The organism is Sulfurivirga caldicuralii (assembly GCF_900141795.1).
In the GTDB taxonomy this organism is placed as follows: Bacteria; Pseudomonadota; Gammaproteobacteria; order Thiomicrospirales; family Thiomicrospiraceae; genus Sulfurivirga; species Sulfurivirga caldicuralii.
Genome location: NZ_FSRE01000001.1, coordinates 202,456 through 222,044 on the forward strand (window position 1 = coordinate 202,456; position 19,589 = coordinate 222,044).

Below are 19,589 nucleotides of genomic sequence, written 5' to 3' on the forward strand. Positions count from 1 at the left end.
CCAGTAATGTGGAATTAAAAATATTAATATTTGCTTATAAACTTGAGTGCAGTTTGCAGTTGAGTCCAGTTGGACTTGATGCTACCTGCGATTGCACCCTTGTCACGGAACCTGACCAATGCCTTATAGAGCCGACCATCTCGTCCGCCACGCCACCCTGCGTCAGCTGCAGGTATTTGTCGCCATCGCCCGCGAGGGCAGTTTTTCCAAGGCCGCCGAGCGGCTTCACCTGACCCAGCCCACTGTTTCCATGCAGGTGAAGAAACTGTCGGAAGCGGTGGGGGAGCCGCTGTTCGAGCAGATTGGCCGCAAGGTTTATCTCACCGAGGTGGGGCGCATCATGCTCGAGGCGGCGGAGTCCATCCTGGATCAGCTGGCGCTGGCGGAAGAAAGGGTGAATGAACTGCGCGGGGTCGCAGGTGGTACGGTGCGTCTGTCTGTAGTGTCCACGGCGCAGTATTTCGTGCCGGAGGTGATTCACGCCTTTCTGGAAGAGTATCCGGATGTGAATGTAGTCATGGAGGTGGGCAACCGTGAAACGCTGCTGGCGCGCATTCAGCAGAACGTGGATGACTTCTACATTCTTGGCCAGCCGCCGGAAGGTCTTCGCGTGGAAAGCCATCTGCTGGCCAACAACCCGCTGGCTGTGGTGGCGCACCGGGATAATCCGCTGGCGCAGACAAAAAAGCGAATCAGGCTGGAAGCACTGGCGGAAGCCCCCTTTCTGATGCGGGAGAAGGGGTCGGGTATTCGCAAGCAGGTGGAGCATGTTTTCCGTGAGCATGGCTTTGAGCCCAATGTGAAGATGGTGTTGGGGGGCAACGAGGCCATTCGTCTCGGCTTGCGGGAAAACCTAGGTGTTACCGTGGCCTCGCTGCCGACCCTGATCGACGAGATCGAGTCCGGCGAAATCGTGGTGCTGGATGTGCAGGGTTTTCCGGTCATGCGTCACTGGTATCTGGCGTGGCCGGAAGGCAAGGCCATTTCTTTGGCTAGCCGCCTGCTGATCGAACGCATGCAGCTGGCCGCCGCCGGTCTGGATGAACAGATCGGGCGTCTGCTGAAGCATAGTGGATAAAAAATGCTTTTCAGAAAAATATTAGATGATCATGAAATATATAGAGGATCGCCTTAAACACGCATAATTTATATTGATTTGTCATGGTCGGAGCCGCCCCATAGAATAGTTTTTGCACACTCGGGTGATGTCCCGAAGATCTGTAAAAACACTATGGGAGTTCCAACATGGATCAGTCCAATCGCTATGCCAATCTGGATCTGAAAGAAGAAGATCTCATTAACGGCGGTCGCCACATGCTGGTGGCCTACCGCATGAAGCCGGCACCCGGCTACGGCTTCCTGGAAGTGGCTGCGCACATCGCTGCCGAGTCTTCCACTGGTACCAACGTAGAGGTTTCCACTACCGACGACTTTACCCGTGGTGTGGATGCGCTGGTTTACGAAATCGACGAAACCGCGTTCGGTGATCAGGGTGGTCTGCTCAAGATCGCTTACCCGGTTGAGCTGTTCGACCACAACCTGATCGACGACAAGCACCCTGTGTCCCACATGTGGTCGCTGGTGCTGGGCAACAACCAGGGTATGGGCGACCACCTGGGTCTGCGCATGCTGGACTTCTACCTGCCGGAAGTGATGGTCAGAAACTTCGACGGTCCTGCCACCAACATTGAAGACATGTGGCGCGTACTGGGTCGTCCCACCAAGGATGGCGGTTACATCGCCGGTACCATCATCAAGCCGAAGCTGGGTCTGCGTCCCGAGCCGTTCGCAAAAGCCTGTTACGACTTCTGGCTGGGCGGTACCTTCATCAAGAACGACGAGCCGCAAGCCAACCAGACCTTCGCGCCCATGAAGAAGGTTATCCCTCTGGTTGCGGAAGCCATGGATCGTGCTCAGCAGGAGACTGGCGAGGCCAAGCTGTTCTCTGCCAACATCACTGCCGACTTCTTCGGCGAAATGATTGCTCGTGGCGAATACATCCTGAACGAATTCGCCAAGTACGGCAACGAAGACCATGTGGCCTTCCTGGTGGACGGTTTCGTAACCGGTCCAGCAGGTGTTGCGACAGCACGTCACTACTTCCCGAAAACCTTCCTGCACTTTCACCGGGCGGGTCACGGCGCGCTGACCTCCTACAAGAGCCCCATGGGCATGGATCCGCTGTGCTACATGAAGCTGGCTCGCCTGCAGGGTGCGTCCGGTATTCATACTGGCACCATGGGCTACGGCAAGATGGAAGGTCACTCAGACGAGCGCGTACTGGCCTACATGCTGGAGCGTGACGAGTGTCAGGGTCCGTACTTCTATCAGAAGTGGTACGGCATGAAGGCGACCACTCCGATCATCTCCGGCGGCATGAACGCACTGCGTCTGATCGGCTTCTTCGAGAACCTGGGTCACGCCAACGTGATCAACACCTGTGGTGGTGGCTCTTTCGGTCACATCGATGGTCCGGCCGCTGGCGGCAAGTCCCTCGATCAGGCCTACCAGTGCTGGAAGGAAGGCGCCGATCCGATCGAATTCGCGAAAGAACACAAGGAGTTCGCGCGCGCATTCGAATCCTTCCCGTGGGATGCCGACAAGCTGTTCCCGGGCTGGCGCGAAAAACTGGGCGTTCACAAGTAAGATTGGCCGCCTGAGAATCAAAGCCCTGGCCCCTGTGGCCGGGGTTTTTTACCCCTTTATACCTGACTTAAATACTCGGAAATATTTCCAGAACCCTATTTTGGAAATCTTTTCGATTCATTCGCATATGCAGGAGACACACCATGTCATTTGATATCAATCAGTACAAGATCGAATCCGAGCCGTTCTATCAGGCGCAGGGTAATGAAGTCGAGCGCTACCAGGCGGCCTATGCCGCTCGCCTGCCGGTAATGGTGAAAGGCCCCACCGGCTGCGGTAAATCACGTTTTGTGGAACACATGGCGTGGAAGCTGGGCAAGCCGCTGATCACCGTCTCCTGTAACGAAGACATTACCGCCGCCGACCTGGTGGGCCGTTTTCTTTTGGACGCCAGTGGCACCCGCTGGGTGGACGGTCCGCTGACGCTGGCGGCGCGTTACGGTGCCATTTGCTATCTGGACGAGATTGTGGAAGCCCGTCAGGACACCATGGTGGTGATCCATGCCCTGACCGACCATCGCCGCGAGCTGCCGCTGGACAAGAAGGGTGAAGTGGTCAAGGCGCACCCGGACTTTCAGCTGGTGATCTCATACAACCCGGGCTACCAGAGCGTGATGAAAGACCTGAAACAGTCCACCAAGCAGCGCTTTACCGCCATGGAGTTTGACTACCCCACGCCGGAGCTGGAAACCCAGGTGGTGGCAAAGGAAACCGGCATTGACGAACACACTGCCGCCAAGCTGGTGGAGGTGGCCAATGCGGCGCGCAAGCTCAAGGGTCACGGTCTGGACGAAGGCATTTCCACCCGTCTGGTGGTCTATGCCGGTATTCTGATCAAGCAGGGCATGCCCGCGGCTGAAGCGGCGGAAATGGCAATGGTGACACCCATTACCGACGACGCTGAGGTGCGCGAAAGCCTGCTGCATACGATTGAACTGGTATTGGGTGAAGCAGCCTGAGCGAGCGAATCATGACCGATTATCACGCGCAATTTACCTGCGGTTTTCAGTCGGCGAAGGATCTGTTTGCGGATGCCCTGAATGCCATGCAGGGGGTCTGTCCGGATACAGTCTGCATCGAAGCCTTTATCGATCGGGCCAATTTCCTCTGCAAGATCGGTCTGGGCGCCGAGCCGGTGCTGACCTTCATGGATGTGATGCCGGAGGTGGTGAAACGCTATGGCGCCGAGACCATCGAGCGGGTGGCGCGCTTTGCCTACGAAATGGGCCGCAGTCCCAATAAAAAGGCGGTGGTGCCGTTTCTGCAGTCGCTGCTGGCGCTGGCGCACCGGGTGGAAAGCCCCGATGGGCTCGAACGTTATCTGGAGATGTTGGCCGATTTCATCAAGCGCACCGAAATCGTGGTGCATGGCCATCAGTCCCTCTACCCCAGCAAGGGGCTGGTGCCGTTGCTGGAAAACATGCCGCTGCTGCTCAGGCAGTTGAGTCTGGAAGGGGTGCGCGCGTTTATGGACTATGGGGTGCGCGCCTACAACCACAACCCGGATCACCAGCAGGAATACTTTGAGCTGAAGACGCCGGACAGCCTGGCCATGCTGCGCCGTCAGCGCGAGGGCACGCTGTTTGTGGACGTGGAGCGGCAACTGGGCGTGCTGGCTGCCGGCCTGTGGGACTGCGAACTGCCGTTGCGCACCTTTACCGTGGATCCGGAGCTGCCCAGTTATCAGGCACCCTTTTTTGACCGGGATAATGAGGTCATTGGCATGCCCGATTTTGTGGCCCCTGCGCGCGGATTGAGCGGGCTGCAGATCTATCGGGCACAGATCGCCCACCTGATGGCCCACTTCAAATGGAGCCAGCCCATGATCGGCGACAACATGTCGCCGCCGGCGCGCTTCTTTACTGAGGTATTCGAAGACTGTCGCGTGGACCGGCTGGCCATGCAGCGTTTTCCCGGTCTGGAGCGCTATTTTCTGGCGCTGCATCCGGTGCCGCCGCTGGGCGCCTGCAACGAGGCGGAGCAATCCTGTCTGCGTTATCGTGCCGCCCGTCTCTCCCGAGCGCTGATGGATCCCGATTTCGACCCGGAAGACGAGATCATTGAGGTCTTTCGTGACCGCTTCAATGCGCTGATGGTCGAGAAGGGCGAGGCGCTGACGCTGGCAGACATGAAGGAACTGGGCACGGCCTATTATGTGAAGACGCGGGCGCAGACCGATGACAAGGGCGGTGACATGTTCTATGAGGACACCGAAGTCCTCTATCGGGATGACAACCGCTACCTGTGGATCTACATCGACGACAGTGGTGAGGAAGATATCTTCGATCACGCCCCGGATAACGAGGATGAAACGCCGCAGGGGCTGCCGCCGCGCTATTACGACGAGTGGGACTATTCCATGAACGACTATCGTCCGGAATGGGTCACCCTCTACGAGCGTCTGCACCCCCAGGAAAGTCCGGCCAAGATTGACAACATGCTGGCGCGCCACGAACTGCTGATCAAGCAGCTTAAGAAGATGGTGGAGGCCATCAAGCCGCAGGATAAGCGCCGCATTCGCTACCAGGAAGAAGGGGCCGAACTGGATCTGGATATCGCCATCCGCGCCATGATCGACATCAAGGCGGGGCTCAATCCCGATCCGCGCATTCTTTATGACACCGTGACCGACAATCGTTCCATGGCGGTGCTGCTGCTGGTGGATCTGTCCCAGTCGCTGAATAACACCCTGCCGGGCACCGGCCGCACGCTGCTGGAGCTGGCGGAAGAGGCGCTGGCGATTATGAGCTACACGGTGGAACTGCTGGGGGATCGCTTCGCCATCGCTGGCTTCCATTCTGACACCCGTCATCGCGTGCTTTACCACCACATCAAGGGTTTCACCGAGCATTGGGACGATACGGTCAAGGGCCGCCTTTCGGCCCTGGAAGCGGCCTTTTCCACCCGCATGGGCGCGGCGATTCGTCACGCCACACACTACCTGAGTCATCAGCCGGCGGAGAAAAAGCTGCTCTTGGTGCTCACCGACGGGGAGCCGGCGGACATCGATGTGAAGGACCCGGAATACCTGATCGAAGATGCGCACATGGCGGTGGCGGAAGCCCATCAGCAGGGCATCTTTAGTCATTGCGTCAATATAGATCCCAATGGGGACGACTACGTTAAGCGCATCTTTGGCGGGCATTACACCATCATCGATCATGTAGAGCGTCTGCCGGAGCGGTTGCCACAGGTGTTTCTGAATCTGACCAGGTAATGTCGTGCACCCACTGGGGTGCGCTCTTCCAATGCCATGTGAACGGGCGGGCAATTGCTGCGCAATGCGGTCGGCTTGCCTGCAGTGGAATGAGCGTGAGGGCACGGGTTGTCACGCCCTGTGCCGAACCGCCACTGCACCCGTCGCGCTTTTGCAGCGGATCTGCAGGAGGGGTATAGACACTAATCTTGGGATTCACCTCACTCTATAGACGATAATCTATTTTTTTCATAACAAAAAAATATTCTCGTCTATAGATGCGGGGTATATCATTGACGCCGACATCAGCATAGTTAGGAGAGGTGAACCATGTTGGCGCAATTGAACACCCTGATCGAGTGGCTGATTCCGGCAAGCCTGATAGCCGCTTCGATAGTAAACGACCAGAAAGTGCGCTGGGATGTGGCCATTGGCGTTGCCGCTGCTGGACTGGTCTTTTCCGTGCTGCTGCTCGTGGAACATGTGCTGGGGGTTCTCCCGGCCGGAACGGGCTGGCTGTTTCCGGCCACGGCCAGCTTTGTCATGCTGGTGCTGGTCATGTTCATCGGCCTGATCAATCTGTATTTTTCCCGTTCGTATATGGCGTCCACGCGCTTCGAGGAGCTGCGTTATGTGCGCTGGGTGCTGGTGGTGCTGGCATCGGTGGTGCTCGTGGTCATTTCGAATCACATGCTGCTGCTGATGGTGGGCTGGATCGGCATCAGTGTGTCGCTGAATCGGCTGCTGCTGTTCTACCCCAATCGTCCGCGGGCGGTGCTGGCGGCGCATAAGAAGTTTCTCTTTTCCCGGTTTGCCGAAGTGTTGCTTTTTGTGGGCTTTGTGCTGCTTCACGCCACCTATGACACCTGGCTCATCAGCGATGTGCTCGCATACTGGCAGATGACGGGCGAGACCCCGGCAGCGGTAGCGTGGGCGGTGGTGCTGATCGCGCTGGCCGGACTGATCAAGTGTGCGCAGATGCCGTTTCACGGCTGGCTCATTCAGGTGGTGGAGGCACCCACGCCCGTTTCTACGCTGCTGCATGCCGGCATTGTGAACCTGGGCGGTTATCTGATGATCGTGTTCGCCCCGCTGCTCATGGCGGTGGAGGCCGCCCAGTGGGTGCTGGTGGTTGTGGGCGGTCTGACTGCCGTGCTGGCGGGCCTGATCATGATGACCCGTGCATCGGTCAAGGTGCGTCTTGCCTGGTCCACGCTAGCGCAGATGGGCCTGCTGCTGGTGGAGTGCGGTCTGGGTCTGTTTGAGCTGGCCATGCTTCACCTGGTGGCGCACTCGCTTTACAAGGCGTATTCCTTCTTCAATTCCGGCTCGGAGGTCACGCAAAGCCTGACCCGCTGGATCGTCCCGAGCGTGCTACCCACCTGGCGTGACTGGCTGGTTGCGCTGGCGTTCTCGCTGATCGTCGTGCTGGTGATCAAGGAGGTCGTCGATCCAGAGGGGGTACTTGCGCCCTGGCTGCTGGCGGCGTCGTCTCTGGCCATATTCGTGGCTGAACGCCATGGTCGCCCTGTGGATGTGCCATTGTTGCAGCGTCTCGGCGTTGGTGTGGTCATTATCCTGGCCTATGTGGTGCAGAAGCACATTTTCGATCTGGTGTCGCCAGATGGGGCGCTCACCTTGGGCGCTGGCACGGACATGTTCGTAAGCCTGCTCGTGGTGCTTTATCTGGCGGGCTACTGGGTGATCCTCTACGGCAGCAATTCCACGCAGATCAGCCGGATTCGCCGCGCGCTGTATGCAGGCTTCTATCTGGATGAGTGGTCTACGCGGCTGAGCCTGCGTATCTACCCGGTAACGCTGCCGACCGAACACAATCCCAGGGGGCTTCGTCTCGGCAAGGAAGAGTTTGCCAACGAGTAAGTGTTTCAGTGACTATAGGGAGAGGGAATTATGACGCGCAATGATCTATTGAAGGAAACCGGTCTCGAGGCAGTGGACAAGGCGTGCGCGCTGATCGCGCCCACCTGGCCGCTGGACGAGTTGGTGGCGGTCAACCCGTGGTGGGAAATGCGTGACCTGCCGTTTACGGAAGTTTCCGCCCGCATTTCGGCGCTTCGCAGGGCGAGTTGTCTGCCAGACAGATTCTATTTCAAGCGGTTGTGGCAGGATGTCATTCGGGCGGAGCACCTTTCGCGGGCGTGCGAGGAAAAGGGGCGCGAGGACCGGGTGGAAGAGCTGGTGCGCTTTCTCACCGAGGATAACGAGCGCGCCCATTGGCACAATATCAGCGACCTGGTGGACAGCGGTCGGGATCTTGAGCGCCGTATGGCCTGGCGCATGGAAATCCACCATCAGATCAGCCAGTTCTGCGCCGACTTTTTCCGCGTCAAGGAGGTGTCGGGCAGTTATGACGAAGCCTACAGCGGGCTGTATGCCGAGTGGCTGGCGACGACCCGTCAGGACATGGGATTGGAGATTCTCATGGCCGAGGATGGCCTGACAGCGCAGTTCGATCGTCTTCCGCAAAGTGCCGATGCGCTCATTGCCGAGGCGATTGCCGCCTTTGGCGTAGAGGATTCCCGAGCGCTCGAAACCTATGCCCATGCGCTTCTGCTGGACATGAACGGCTGGGCCTCCTGGGTCGCCTATCTGCGCTGGCAGGATCGGTTGCACGAGCATGACAACGGGCTGATGCGTCAGTTCCTTGCCATTCGCATGGCATGGGAGCTGGTGCTGTGGCGCCATGTGCAGGAGACCAATGCCGATCTGTTTGCGGACATCAAGGTGCACTGGTTCCGCCAGCTCAACAGTATCGAAGCGCTGTACCGGGCTCACCAGCGCAGTCAGGCCAAGCTGTGGATCTGGCTGCGGGCCGCGGAGCTGGCCTATCAGGATCGAGCCATCGCCATCCTGCAGGCAGGCAGCACGCAAAAGTCTTCCGAGCGGCCCCTGCTGCAGGCGGCCTTCTGCATCGATGTGCGCTCAGAGGTGATTCGTCGCAATCTGGAGCAGCAGGACCCCCGCATACAAACGCTGGGCATGGGCGGGTTTTTCGGCATGCCGGTGGCCTACCAGCCCAGCAAGCTGAATCGGCTGCGTCCGCAGCTGCCCGTTCTCCTGCGCGAACAGATGGTGGTGCGTCCGCAGGTGCCCGAAGAGCGGCTGGATGGCGTATTGCTCAAAAAGGCCAGAAAGGCGCGCTGGATCGAATGGACTATCGCGCCACCAGCCATGTTTACCATGGTTGAGGCGGTCGGTGTGCAGTATCTGTACAAGATGATCCGCAACAGTTTCTTCCCGGAGAAGTGCGCCAATCCCATTGATCAGCTACCGGTCGAGGATGCGTTCGAGCTGTTGCATGTGGATGGGCGCCCCCTCGCGCTGGATGAAAAGGTGAGTCTGGCCAAGGGGGCGCTGGAAGTCATGGGGCTGAACGATGGCGTGTTCGCGCCGACGGTCATGATCGTGGGGCACGGCAGCAGCAGCTGCAACAATCCTCATGCCTCCTCGCTGGACTGCGGCGCCTGCGGCGGTCAGACCGGCGAGATCAACGCACGCCTGGTCGCGTGGCTGCTCAATCAGTCCGATGTGCGCGAGGGACTCGCTGCGGCGGGGATGCCGATTCCGCCGGATACCCGCTTTATCGGCGCACTCCACAATACGACCACGGATGAGTTCACCTTTTACGGGGATGTTCCCGATCAGGTGCGCGGCTGGTTCGAGGGCGCATCCGATCTGACCCGCAGGGCGCGGGCGCTGACGCTTGGTTATGAGCAGATTCAGTCGTCCCAGTCGTTGCGCGACACGTTCGTGCACCGCTCTCGAGACTGGTCGCAGGTGCGGCCCGAGTGGGGTCTGGCTGGCAATGCCGCCTTTATCGCGGCGCCCCGCTGGCGCACGCGGGGGCTGGATCTGCAGGGTCGTGCTTTCCTGCACGATTATGACCATGAGCAGGACCTCGAGCGCGCCGTGATCACCAATATCATGACGGCGCCCATGGTGGTGGCTAGCTGGATCAACCTTCAGTATTACGCCTCCACCTGCGACAACGATTTTTACGGCAGTGGCAACAAGGTGCTGCATAATGTGGTCGATGGGGATGTAGGCGTGTTTGAAGGAAACGGCGGTGACCTGCGCATCGGCCTGTCCATGCAGTCGCTGCATGACGGTCAGCGCTGGATCCACGAGCCCCTGCGGCTGAGTGTTTTCATTGATGCGCCGCAGGAGGCGATCGCCGCGGTGGTGGCCGAGCATGCGGATGTGCGCCATCTCATTGACAATGAGTGGATCTACTGCTTCCGCTGGGCACGAACCGGAGAAGTGGAGCGGTACTATCAGGGCAAGTGGCTGCCCTGGCAGCCGCTTGAGACGGCATCGGATGTTCAACAGATAGTCAATGCATGATGTTACATTTTTGTGATATAGATGTTTGGCTATATTAAGTATGCGACATTCCGATTTGTAATTGGATGGTCAAGTCTCTAATATTGACTACGAATCTTTAACTCCACAAACCAAGGAGAGCATAAATGGCAAGCAAAGCATTTGAAGCTGGCGTAAAGGATTACGCCCTGACATACTGGACGCCCGACTACACTCCGCTCGACACGGATCTTCTGGCGTGTTTCAAGGTGGTGCCTCAGGAGGGTGTATCCCGTGAAGAGGCGGCTGCAGCGGTTGCTGCCGAGTCTTCAACCGGTACCTGGACCACGGTGTGGACCGACCTGTTGACCGATCTCGAGTTCTACAAGGGGCGTGCCTATCGTATCGAAGATGTTCCCGGTGATAAGAACGCATTCTATGCATTCATCGCCTATCCGCTGGATCTGTTCGAAGAGGGTTCCGTCGTTAACGTGCTGACCTCTCTGGTTGGTAATGTGTTCGGCTTTAAGGCGATCCGCTCTCTGCGTCTGGAAGACATTCGCTTCCCGGTGGCTTATGTCAAAACCTGTGGCGGTCCGCCGAATGGTATCCAGGTTGAGCGCGACAAGCTGAACAAGTATGGCCGTCCGATGCTGGGCTGTACTATTAAGCCCAAGCTGGGCCTGTCTGCCAAGAACTACGGCCGTGTTGTGTATGAGTGTCTGCGCGGCGGCCTTGATCTGACCAAGGATGATGAAAATATCAACTCTCAGGTATTCCAGCGCTGGCAGCACCGCTTCGAGTTCGTGGCTGAGGCGGTTGACAAGGCAACCCGTGAAACCGGCGAGCAGAAGGGTCACTACCTGAATGTGACCGCCGGCACCGTGGACGAAATGATCAAGCGCGCCGAGTTCGCCAAGGAGCTGGGTCAGCCGATCATCATGCACGACTTCCTGACCGCCGGTTTCACCGCAAACACCACCCTGGCGGAATGGTGTCGCGACAATGGCATGCTGCTGCACATTCACCGTGCCATGCACGCCGTAATCGACCGCAACCCGCTGCACGGTATCCACTTCCGAGTGCTGGCCAAGTGTCTGCGCCTCTCCGGTGGTGACCACCTGCATACCGGTACCGTTGTCGGCAAGTTGGAAGGTGACCGCGCTGCGACACTTGGTTTCGTTGATCAGATTCGCGAAGCCTATGTTCCGGAAGATCGCTCACGCGGCGTGTTCTTCGATCAGGACTGGGCGTCCATGCCTGGCGTGATGCCGGTTGCGTCCGGCGGTATCCATGTCTGGCACATGCCGGCACTGGTCAGCATCTTCGGTGACGATTCCGTGCTGCAGTTCGGTGGCGGTACACACGGTCACCCATGGGGATCCGCTGCGGGTGCGGCGGCGAACCGCGTTGCACTCGAGGCCTGTGTCAAGGCCCGCAACGAAGGTCGCGATCTGGAGCGCGAAGGTGGGGATATCCTGCGCGAAGCGGCGCGCCACAGCAAGGAGCTGGCGGTTGCTCTCGAAACCTGGAAGGAAATCAAGTTCGAGTTCGATACCGTTGACAAACTGGATACCCAGTAATAGCCACTGAAAACCGTTAGGAGAAGCTAGCATGGAATTGCAAGATTACCGTACCGAATATACCTATGAGACATTCTCATTCCTGCCTGAGCTGAGCATGGATGAGGTGTATGACCAGATTGTCTACATCATCAACCAGGGTTGGGCGCCCGCCATCGAGCACGAGAAGCCCGAGAACACCATGACGCACTACTGGAACATGTGGAAGATGCCCCTGTTCGGCACCCGTGATCCGGATGAAGTGCTGCGTGAAATCGAGGCGTGCCGTGCGGCCTACCCCAATGATGTCATCCGTGTGATTGGATATGACAATTACATGCAGACGCTGGGCCACTGCTTCGTGGTTTATCGTCCGCGTGGCCGCTGATAACTGTCACGACAGTTGAATGAACGAGAGCCGCTACGGCGGCTCCCATCTAACGGAGAATACACATGGCAATGAATGGCAAACCCGCCTCTGGTCCTCGGGCCGCGATGGAATATCGCATGGCGCGGAGCAGAGAGAATCGTTCGTCAATTCAGTCCCCCCGTGCCCGGCAGGTTGCGCAGAAGCAGGCGGCACCCACGAGCCAGGGTGGCGGCGCGACAGTGGCGCAGCAGACGGTCGAGACGGTCAGACAGGAGCCTGTTGCGGCAGCACCAACCACGAACAGACCGGCTGTGAGACGCAATCGGGCACATGTTGTTGCTGCCCCAGCTGGTTCGCCAACCAGCGCCAACAGAGGGCGAGAGGTCGCAAGAATGAAAAGAATGGAACAGTTGAAGCGCGGTGCGAGCGCCGCCAGGCCGGCAGAGCATCCCCGCATGCGTGCCCGTAGCAAACCTGAGGCACAGGAAACTCTGAAGCCCAAGTGTGCAGACAACCCCGTGAGCCGCAGTGCAGACAAGAAGAAAGGGGTCAAGGTTGCTCCCAAGGTCATTCCGCCGGGCCGACAGCAGTCCATCGCCTACCGCAAGGCCCTGCAGAAGGGGCTGGCAGGTAAGCAGTCTCTGGCTGGCGTCAGCGCAGGCGCCCGTGTTCGCATGGCCGAGCCCGAAGCCTCCACGCGTGAGGTGGCCAAGAAAGTGCGCCAGGCACGCTGTGAAAAGGGCAAGACTTGCGAGCCCGTGCGGCCGCAGAGCCATCACGCCCTGCGCCTGCAGCAGAAAGGCCCTCAGAAGGTTGAGGTGTCACGCACGGCATCTGGACAGACCGTCACGGGCCGGATGCCTGGCCTCGATCCCGATGTTACTGGTGTGGAGGCCGGGGCTTGCCGTGTTGTGACCGGAACGGAGTACCTCGGCAGCGAGCAGGTGGCTCAGGTCTGTAATACACAGCCTGTGCCCGGCCCTGAAAAGGTCACCACCTCACGCACCTTCAAGGGCATGACCATCAGTGGCACGGCGCCGATTGATGTGCAGCGCGTGACCGGTGCAGAGGTTGGCGTATGCAGGAGCATTACCGGTACGGAGTATCTTCCTCTGGATACGCTGGAGCAGAGCTGCGCCACCGCGCCTCAGGCTGCGAAAATCACCACGGACGGCATGCGCAGCGGCACGAGCTCTCAGACCATCGCGCGTTCTTCCCGCACACCGCAGGCCCCCAGCGTGAAAAAATCGGTACAGAAAGTGGTTGAGTCGAAAACGGCTGCGGATGTGCCTGTAACCGGTGCCGATGTGAGTCGCGTGCAGCCGGTCACGGGCATTGAACCCGGCCTATGCAAGCGCGTAACCGGAACCGGTTACATGGGTGCCGAAGAGGTGCAGGCCTTCTGCGGCACGAAGCCTGAGCCCGGGAAGGCACCTGTCGAGGAAACGCACACCTTGCGCGAAAGGCGCGTCACGGGCGACCGTGCCGGAGAAGCCTTCGGTATTACGGGTGCCGAAGCGGGCGCATGCAAGGTAGTCACGGGTGATCAGTACATGGCGGCCGAGCAGTACAAGGCCTGTGGTGAACCGGTCGCGGAAGAGACCAAGCGCCGCCTTGAGGAAGGTGTCGCCAAGCCCATTACCGGGTATGCGCCGGGCATCACCGGTCTGACGGGTTCCGAAAAGGGTGCCTGCAAGAATGTGACCGGTACGCCCTATGAAGGCATTGACGAGTTCTCCGCAGCCTGTGCGGTACCGACAGCAGCGCAGCCGGGTCAGTCGGATTTCCCGATCTTGATGAACCAGGCGGCTGCAGCACCTGCTGCGGCACCAGCTCCCGCTATGGAACGCAGCGCCGCCAATGTCGAGACAGCCACAGCCCCTCGAAGCCGCAGGATTACCGGTGACGGGTGGGATGGCAACGACAGGGTGACCGGTACGACTGGCGCCTGGGCCGCCAGCCGCAACCCGTCGATCCGCGGTGGGCAGATGAGTGCACCGGCTTCCGCCATTAATTACAGACAGGAAGCCGAGGTGCCGCCCAGCCCGATTACCGGTGCGGCCGGCAACAGCGAGGAAGGGCCCAAGGTGACCCTTTCCGGCGGCGCACGGGCCTGAGTAAAGGGACTGGAGGTTTGCAATGAGCGTTATTTCCCGCAGAGTCGGCAAGCGAAGCAGAAGACCCCTGATCTGGCAGTCTGCCCGCAATGACTCTGCAGCCTTCGCAACCGTAGCCGAGACGCCTGCAGCAACGCCGTTGCGGCGGGACGTATCGGGCCGAGGCGTGAATGCTGGCGCTCAAAAGCCTTCGATTCGTCCTGGCGTGACGCATCCCTTGGCGGATGCGGCCCAGAATGCAAAACTGCACCAGTATGAATGTTCGGTCAAGGCGCGCTTCGACCTGCTGCGCGATGCGGCGAGACAGTTCGTGGAGCAGCATGACATCGAGCGGATGCGCACCGATGCCCTCAACGATGCCTATTTCCGCATCGCCCAGGTGAATCTGAGCGATCGGGCGTGGGACGGGCTGAAGTGCGCACCCCAGTCCCTGCGGGCGCAGCTGCTCTATGTGGAAAGCACTTTTGCCGAATACATTCGCACTGCTAACGATTTCTACATCAATGACCCGCTGCATGGTCGCAGCGAGGCGAGGGCCTTCCGGCAGCGCCTGCTTGATCTCGGCATTCACGGGATCGACATGGCGCCCTGTGCAGATGGACGCCTGGCCCATGTGGTCAGCTATGTGCTGCGCCTGCCATGGTCGGTTGTGCGTCGCAAGGCACATGCGGGCGCAATGTTCGATGTGAGTGAGAGTGTGCGCAACTGGGTGTTCACCGAATACACCCGCTTCGCATTCAACCAGCCGAACCCTGTGAATGCGGACAGCCGCTATCTCACCATTGCGGTGTACCACTACTCTAAGACGGACCCTGGTCACCTCGGGTGTGCGGCCCACGGCAGCGATGAGCACAAGGCGGCGCAGGCGGCACTGCAAAAGCTGCAGGACTACCGCACCGCTATCGAAAACCGTTTCGGCTGCGGCGCGGCGGTCCGCACCCTGCTGCTGGGGCTGAACACCGATGACGACACGCTGCGGGTGCATGTGCCGGACGAAACTGGCCAGCTGGATCTGGACCGCTATGTGGACACGGGTGCGCTCTACGCCGCCACACAGGGCATGAGTGCCGAGGCCGCTGCGGAGCGGATCGAGATTGAAATTGACAGTGCCTGCATCCGGGATCGTGCCGTACCGCCGGCCCCTGAAGTGCGCGCACTGCTGGCGATGCTGATTCGCAATAACTTTTCTCAGATCGCCTATGTGCAGGATTATGAAGGCGGACAGTACACGGATCTCGACCATGCCGAACGCTTTATCGGCATTGGCGATGTCCTCGAGGATGTGCAGCTGCGCAATCTCTGTTATTACAGCTACATGCATACGATAGAGGAAGGCGCGGACGACATAGATGTGGGCATCAAGATTTTCAAAAAGCTCAATGTAAAGCAGGGGCTGCCCATTCCTGTGATCATCCGGTGCACCTACGATGGCCGTGTGCCGGAATCAAGGGATCGGGCGATTGCCCGGGCCAACCGGCTAGAGAATGCGCTGATTGCCCGCTATAAGCCGCTTGTGGATGGGCTGATGCTGTTTACGTTGAAGACACTGCGCGATCATACGCAGTGCCACCCGCCGGAAGTGGTGGGCGCGGAACAGGAACATTTGGCTTGTTATTTCCGGAGTGCCAAGGAATGAAGATTTATCAGGTTGTCAAGGCGCTTGTATCAACCTCGCGGATTCCTGAAATGGATTACAAGCCTTTGCAAATTGTGCAGGACAAGCCCGGTGGTTCGCCCATGGTCGCGGTCGACCCCATCGGCTGTAAACCCGGTGACTGGGTCCTGTGTGTGGGCAGCTCCGCCGCCCGTGATGCAACCGGCATCAAGGGCTATCCGAGCGATTTGACGATTGTGGGCATCATCGACAACTGGCCTGAGCAGAAAGATGGAAATTCATCAAGTTAGGCAGTCGCTGGTGATGACGAGCCGGCTGGACGGCTTGGGTCATCTGCCTTTGAAGGTCCTGCAAAGCGTCAGTACCGGCGCCACACTTGTGGCCATGGACCCCATCGACACCCGAGAAGGAGACTGGGTGTTCACCATTGCCAACAGTGCGGCCCGCGACGCGGCCGGTGACAAGCGGCTACTGACGGATCTGACCATTGGTGGAATTATTGATAACTGGGACGAAGCCTGGTTGAACCTTATTAAAAACGATAAAGGAGAGTAAGCATGGCAAATGAATATGGTATTGCCTTGGGCATGATCGAAACACGCGGTCTGGTCCCTGCGATCGAAGCGGCGGATGCGATGACCAAGGCGGCGGAAGTGCGTCTGGTGAGCCGCGAGTTTGTAGGCGGCGGTTATGTAACCGTAATGGTTCGCGGTGAAACGGGCGCGGTGAACGCGGCGGTTCGTGCCGGCGCGGATGCCTGCGAGCGTGTGGGTGACGGTCTGGTGGCTGCGCACATCATTGCGCGTCCGCACCGTGAAGTTGAGCCATTCTTGGCCAACGGCGGCGCTGAAAAGTAATTTTTCATTCAATTAGATGGTAGCAAAGGAGAACAACATGGCTGAATATGGTATTGCCCTGGGCATGATTGAAACACGCGGTCTGGTCCCTGCGATCGAAGCGGCGGATGCGATGACCAAGGCGGCGGAAGTGCGTCTGGTGAGCCGCGAGTTTGTAGGCGGCGGTTATGTAACCGTAATGGTTCGCGGTGAAACGGGCGCGGTGAACGCGGCGGTTCGTGCCGGCGCGGATGCCTGCGAGCGTGTGGGTGACGGTCTGGTGGCTGCGCACATCATTGCGCGTCCGCACCGTGAAGTTGAGCCCTATCTGAATGGTGGTAAAGAAGAAGCCTGATTTTGCCAACTGTTCATGTTGAGGGTTAGTGCCTAACCCTCAACAATAGAGGTCAATATGAACAACGCATCAACACATCGATTCGGTAGCGTAATGTCGGCGCTGCGCGGCGCGCGGGCTCCACAACAGCAAGCCGTCGCACCGACGCAGACATTGGGTTATCTTGGGCGTGCATTGAGTCTGGAGTTTTCGGCAGGGCAGCAGTATCTGGCGCAGTCCGCGCTGGCCGAAGCCCGTGGAGAACTCGATTACGCAAAGGCGTTCGTCGATCTGGCAAACGAAGAGTTTCAGCATGCCAATCTGATTACCCGTCGGATGGTGGCCTACGGCGCATTGCCGGCAGGCAGCGTTCTGAAACCCGCCGATCCGGCCACGGATGTCATCAGTTCACTGCGCATCTGCGAGGTTCGCGAGCTGGAGCTGATTCAGCTATATGCCGAAGCCCTGCAGTTCAGTCAGAACACCGGCGTCGAGCAGGATGTGAAGCTCTTTTCCCAACTGCTGGAAGAGGAGCGGGCACAGTTGCTGCGCGTGCAGGAGTGGATCAATCAATATATGCAACTGTTGAATCAACAGTGGGCTCAGCTGGGAACATTCCGATGAACAAGCGCTGGAAGGAACGCTCGAACGGTAGGAGCCTCGAAACCCGCTATCTGTTTGAAAACTTTGAATGCCTGCGGGAATTTCTCGATTGCCTGGCGGATATCACCGAGGCGCTGGGGCGCCATCCCAATATCAGTTTCGACCGGTCCCATGTGTCGATCATTATCTATCCGAACAACGCTGACGGACTGGATGACCTGGATTACAGCATGGCTGACCAGCTGGATGAGGCCTACGATACCGTTTCTCGCGAATGCATCGCTGAGAAATGACCCGTTTTGTTAATGTCCCTGGAGGTACGGCATGGCGAGCAACACGAATGCGGAAAGCAAGAAATCAACTGCGACAGGCACCGGCACGGCCGAAGCCGGCAAGCCCGCTGTTAACGCAGCGGTAGGCGGCATCTCCAGCACGGACGAGGAAGTGTCTGCAGTGGCCCCCGCGCAGGGCAAGTGTGGCGCAGACGCGGCCGCAAAAAGTACAGCGACTGCAGCGCGCAAGCCTGCACCAAAGCGCAGCCCCTCTGCCCGGAAGTCGACCAGCGCAGCGAAGACTGCGGCTGCCAAGGCAAACCCGAAGCAAGCCGATGCCGCGAAGGCGCGCGTTCGCAAGGACGATGACGCCCCCGCCAGCCGCCCTGCTCCTTCCAGGCGCGTATGGCCCGACTGACCTTGAAGCCGTCCCCTGCCCGGTTTGGTTGTGAACTGCACTGATGATCATTCTCGCCACATCCAACCCGCACAAGATTGCGGAAATCGCCCTTGTGCTTGACGCATTCGGCATCGACTGGCGGCCGCAAAGCGACTTCTTTTCCGTAACGCCTCCGGAAGAGGGGGCGTCTTTTCTTGAAAATGCCCTGGCCAAGGCCCGCTACGCCAGCCGCATGACCGGACTGCCGGCGATTGCCGACGACTCCGGACTCGAGGTCTTTTCGCTTCAGCGCAAACCCGGCATTTTCTCCGCCCGTTACGCCTGTGATCGTAAGGATCCTCCGAGCGATGATGATAATGTGGCCAAGCTGCTGGATGTGATGAGGCCCATTACCGATTATCGTGACCGCCAGGCGCGCTATGTCACCAGCGTGGTCTATGTGCACGATTGTGCGGATGCCACTCCCATCGTCGAAATCGCCTATCTCTATGGCGAGATTCTCAAGGAACGCCGCACCGGCGGGGGCGTCGGCTACGATGATGTCATGTGGATTCCGCACCTGGCGAAAACCGTTTCGGAATTGTCCCCGCAACAGAAATTCGAACTCAGCCAGCGCGTACATGCGTTCCGGGCCGTGTTGAGCAACCTGGTCGAAGAACCAGATATAGTGCGTGCCCATGATTGAGCTGCGCACTTATGTCTTTATCGACGCACTGCAGCCGCAGCTCGCGTCCTACATGGCCACGGCCTCCATGGGCTTTCTGCCCGTGCCCGGCGACTCGTCCCTGTGGATCGAGGTGGCGCCGGGCATGGCGATCCATCGACTGGCGGATGTGGCCCTGAAGGCCTCCAATGTGCGCCTGGGACAGATGATCGTGGAGCGGGCCTATGGCTCCATGGTTATCCATCACCGCGAGCAGAGCGATGTGCTCGTGGCGGGAGACGCCATTCTCAACCATCTGCAACGGCATGAATACGACCGCGAGCAGTGTGCAGTCATGTGGCACGAGGTTATCCGCGGGGTCACCCCCGACCATGCCACCCTGATCAATCGTGACAACCGCAAGGGATCCATGATCCTGCCGGGTCAGAGCATGTTCATCATGGAGTGCCAGCCTGCGGGTTATATCATTCTCGCGGCCAACGAAGCTGAAAAGGCCGCCAATGTCACGCTGGTGGAGGCCCGTGCCGTTGGCGCCTATGGCCGTTTGCTCATGTCGGGCTCAGAGGCGGATGTGGATGAGGCCGCAAGAGCCGCAGCAGCCGCTTTGAAACGGCTCAAATGTCATTAAAATACGCCTAACTTCATCTGGCT

The 19,589-nt window shown here is 59.0% G+C and carries 19 protein-coding genes; all 19 read left to right on the forward strand.

Annotated elements, in window-relative coordinates; all coding sequences use genetic code 11:
• Window positions 1-118 precede the first annotated feature (118 nt).
• The 19 genes from BUQ81_RS01005 to BUQ81_RS01095 all read left to right on the forward strand — a co-directional run bounded on the left by BUQ81_RS01005 (window position 119) and on the right by BUQ81_RS01095 (window position 19,566).
• The gene (locus BUQ81_RS01005; RefSeq protein ID WP_074200541.1) at window positions 119-1,078 is read left to right on the forward strand and encodes a LysR family transcriptional regulator; all 960 of its coding nucleotides are present in this window, start codon (window positions 119-121) and stop codon (window positions 1,076-1,078) included.
• Window positions 1,079-1,245: 167 nt separating this feature from the next.
• Window positions 1,246-2,646, forward strand: coding sequence for a ribulose-bisphosphate carboxylase (locus BUQ81_RS01010; protein WP_074200542.1), 1,401 nt, complete (start codon window positions 1,246-1,248; stop codon window positions 2,644-2,646).
• Window positions 2,647-2,789: 143 nt separating this feature from the next.
• Window positions 2,790-3,605 (forward strand): CbbQ/NirQ/NorQ/GpvN family protein, encoded by an 816-nt coding sequence (locus BUQ81_RS01015; protein WP_074200543.1) that lies wholly within the window; start codon window positions 2,790-2,792, stop codon window positions 3,603-3,605.
• Between the two features lie 11 nt (window positions 3,606-3,616).
• The gene (locus BUQ81_RS01020) at window positions 3,617-5,863 is read left to right on the forward strand and encodes a nitric oxide reductase activation protein NorD (RefSeq protein WP_074200544.1); all 2,247 of its coding nucleotides are present in this window, start codon (window positions 3,617-3,619) and stop codon (window positions 5,861-5,863) included.
• Between the two features lie 309 nt (window positions 5,864-6,172).
• Window positions 6,173-7,723, forward strand: coding sequence for an NADH-quinone oxidoreductase subunit L (locus BUQ81_RS01025; protein ID WP_074200545.1), 1,551 nt, complete (start codon window positions 6,173-6,175; stop codon window positions 7,721-7,723).
• Window positions 7,724-7,753: 30 nt separating this feature from the next.
• Entirely contained in the window at window positions 7,754-10,207 is a 2,454-nt protein-coding gene (locus BUQ81_RS01030; RefSeq protein ID WP_074200546.1) for a YbcC family protein, read from the forward strand.
• A 125-nt stretch (window positions 10,208-10,332) separates the two neighbouring features.
• Entirely contained in the window at window positions 10,333-11,748 is a 1,416-nt protein-coding gene (locus BUQ81_RS01035; RefSeq protein WP_074200547.1) for a form I ribulose bisphosphate carboxylase large subunit, read from the forward strand.
• Between the two features lie 31 nt (window positions 11,749-11,779).
• Window positions 11,780-12,115, forward strand: a complete 336-nt coding sequence (locus tag BUQ81_RS01040; RefSeq protein WP_074200548.1) for a ribulose bisphosphate carboxylase small subunit — start codon at window positions 11,780-11,782, stop codon at window positions 12,113-12,115.
• A gap of 374 nt (window positions 12,116-12,489) precedes the next feature.
• A complete protein-coding gene (locus BUQ81_RS01045) occupies window positions 12,490-14,214 on the forward strand; it encodes a CsoS2 family carboxysome shell protein (RefSeq protein WP_234947266.1) in 1,725 nt (574 codons plus the stop codon).
• 22 nt (window positions 14,215-14,236) lie between these two features.
• On the forward strand, window positions 14,237-15,850 hold the full coding sequence (locus BUQ81_RS01050) for a carboxysome shell carbonic anhydrase (RefSeq protein WP_084188170.1): 1,614 nt from the start codon (window positions 14,237-14,239) through the stop codon (window positions 15,848-15,850).
• Entirely contained in the window at window positions 15,847-16,119 is a 273-nt protein-coding gene (locus tag BUQ81_RS01055; protein ID WP_074200550.1) for an alpha-carboxysome shell vertex protein CsoS4, read from the forward strand. Before BUQ81_RS01050 ends, BUQ81_RS01055 begins: the two co-directional genes overlap by 4 nt.
• Window positions 16,120-16,132: 13 nt before the next feature.
• The gene (locus BUQ81_RS01060; RefSeq protein WP_234947268.1) at window positions 16,133-16,384 is read left to right on the forward strand and encodes a EutN/CcmL family microcompartment protein; all 252 of its coding nucleotides are present in this window, start codon (window positions 16,133-16,135) and stop codon (window positions 16,382-16,384) included.
• Window positions 16,385-16,386: 2 nt separating this feature from the next.
• Window positions 16,387-16,686 carry an alpha-carboxysome major shell protein CsoS1 gene (locus tag BUQ81_RS01065; RefSeq protein WP_074200552.1) on the forward strand — a complete coding sequence of 100 codons (300 nt, stop codon included), beginning with the start codon at window positions 16,387-16,389 and terminating at the stop codon, window positions 16,684-16,686.
• A gap of 37 nt (window positions 16,687-16,723) precedes the next feature.
• A complete protein-coding gene (locus BUQ81_RS01070; protein ID WP_074200553.1) occupies window positions 16,724-17,020 on the forward strand; it encodes an alpha-carboxysome major shell protein CsoS1 in 297 nt (98 codons plus the stop codon).
• A gap of 57 nt (window positions 17,021-17,077) precedes the next feature.
• Window positions 17,078-17,623, forward strand: a complete 546-nt coding sequence (locus BUQ81_RS01075) for a ferritin-like domain-containing protein (protein ID WP_084188171.1) — start codon at window positions 17,078-17,080, stop codon at window positions 17,621-17,623.
• Window positions 17,620-17,895, forward strand: a complete 276-nt coding sequence (locus tag BUQ81_RS01080) for a 4a-hydroxytetrahydrobiopterin dehydratase (protein ID WP_074200555.1) — start codon at window positions 17,620-17,622, stop codon at window positions 17,893-17,895. The genes BUQ81_RS01075 and BUQ81_RS01080 overlap by 4 nt, the downstream gene beginning before the upstream one ends.
• Before the next feature lie 31 nt (window positions 17,896-17,926).
• Complete coding sequence (locus BUQ81_RS01085; protein ID WP_074200556.1) at window positions 17,927-18,292, forward strand: hypothetical protein; 366 nt, start codon at window positions 17,927-17,929, stop codon at window positions 18,290-18,292.
• Between the two features lie 43 nt (window positions 18,293-18,335).
• Window positions 18,336-18,959 (forward strand): non-canonical purine NTP pyrophosphatase, encoded by a 624-nt coding sequence (locus BUQ81_RS01090; RefSeq protein ID WP_074200557.1) that lies wholly within the window; start codon window positions 18,336-18,338, stop codon window positions 18,957-18,959.
• A complete protein-coding gene (locus BUQ81_RS01095) occupies window positions 18,952-19,566 on the forward strand; it encodes a BMC domain-containing protein (RefSeq protein ID WP_074200558.1) in 615 nt (204 codons plus the stop codon). Before BUQ81_RS01090 ends, BUQ81_RS01095 begins: the two co-directional genes overlap by 8 nt.
• Window positions 19,567-19,589: the final 23 nt, after the last annotated feature.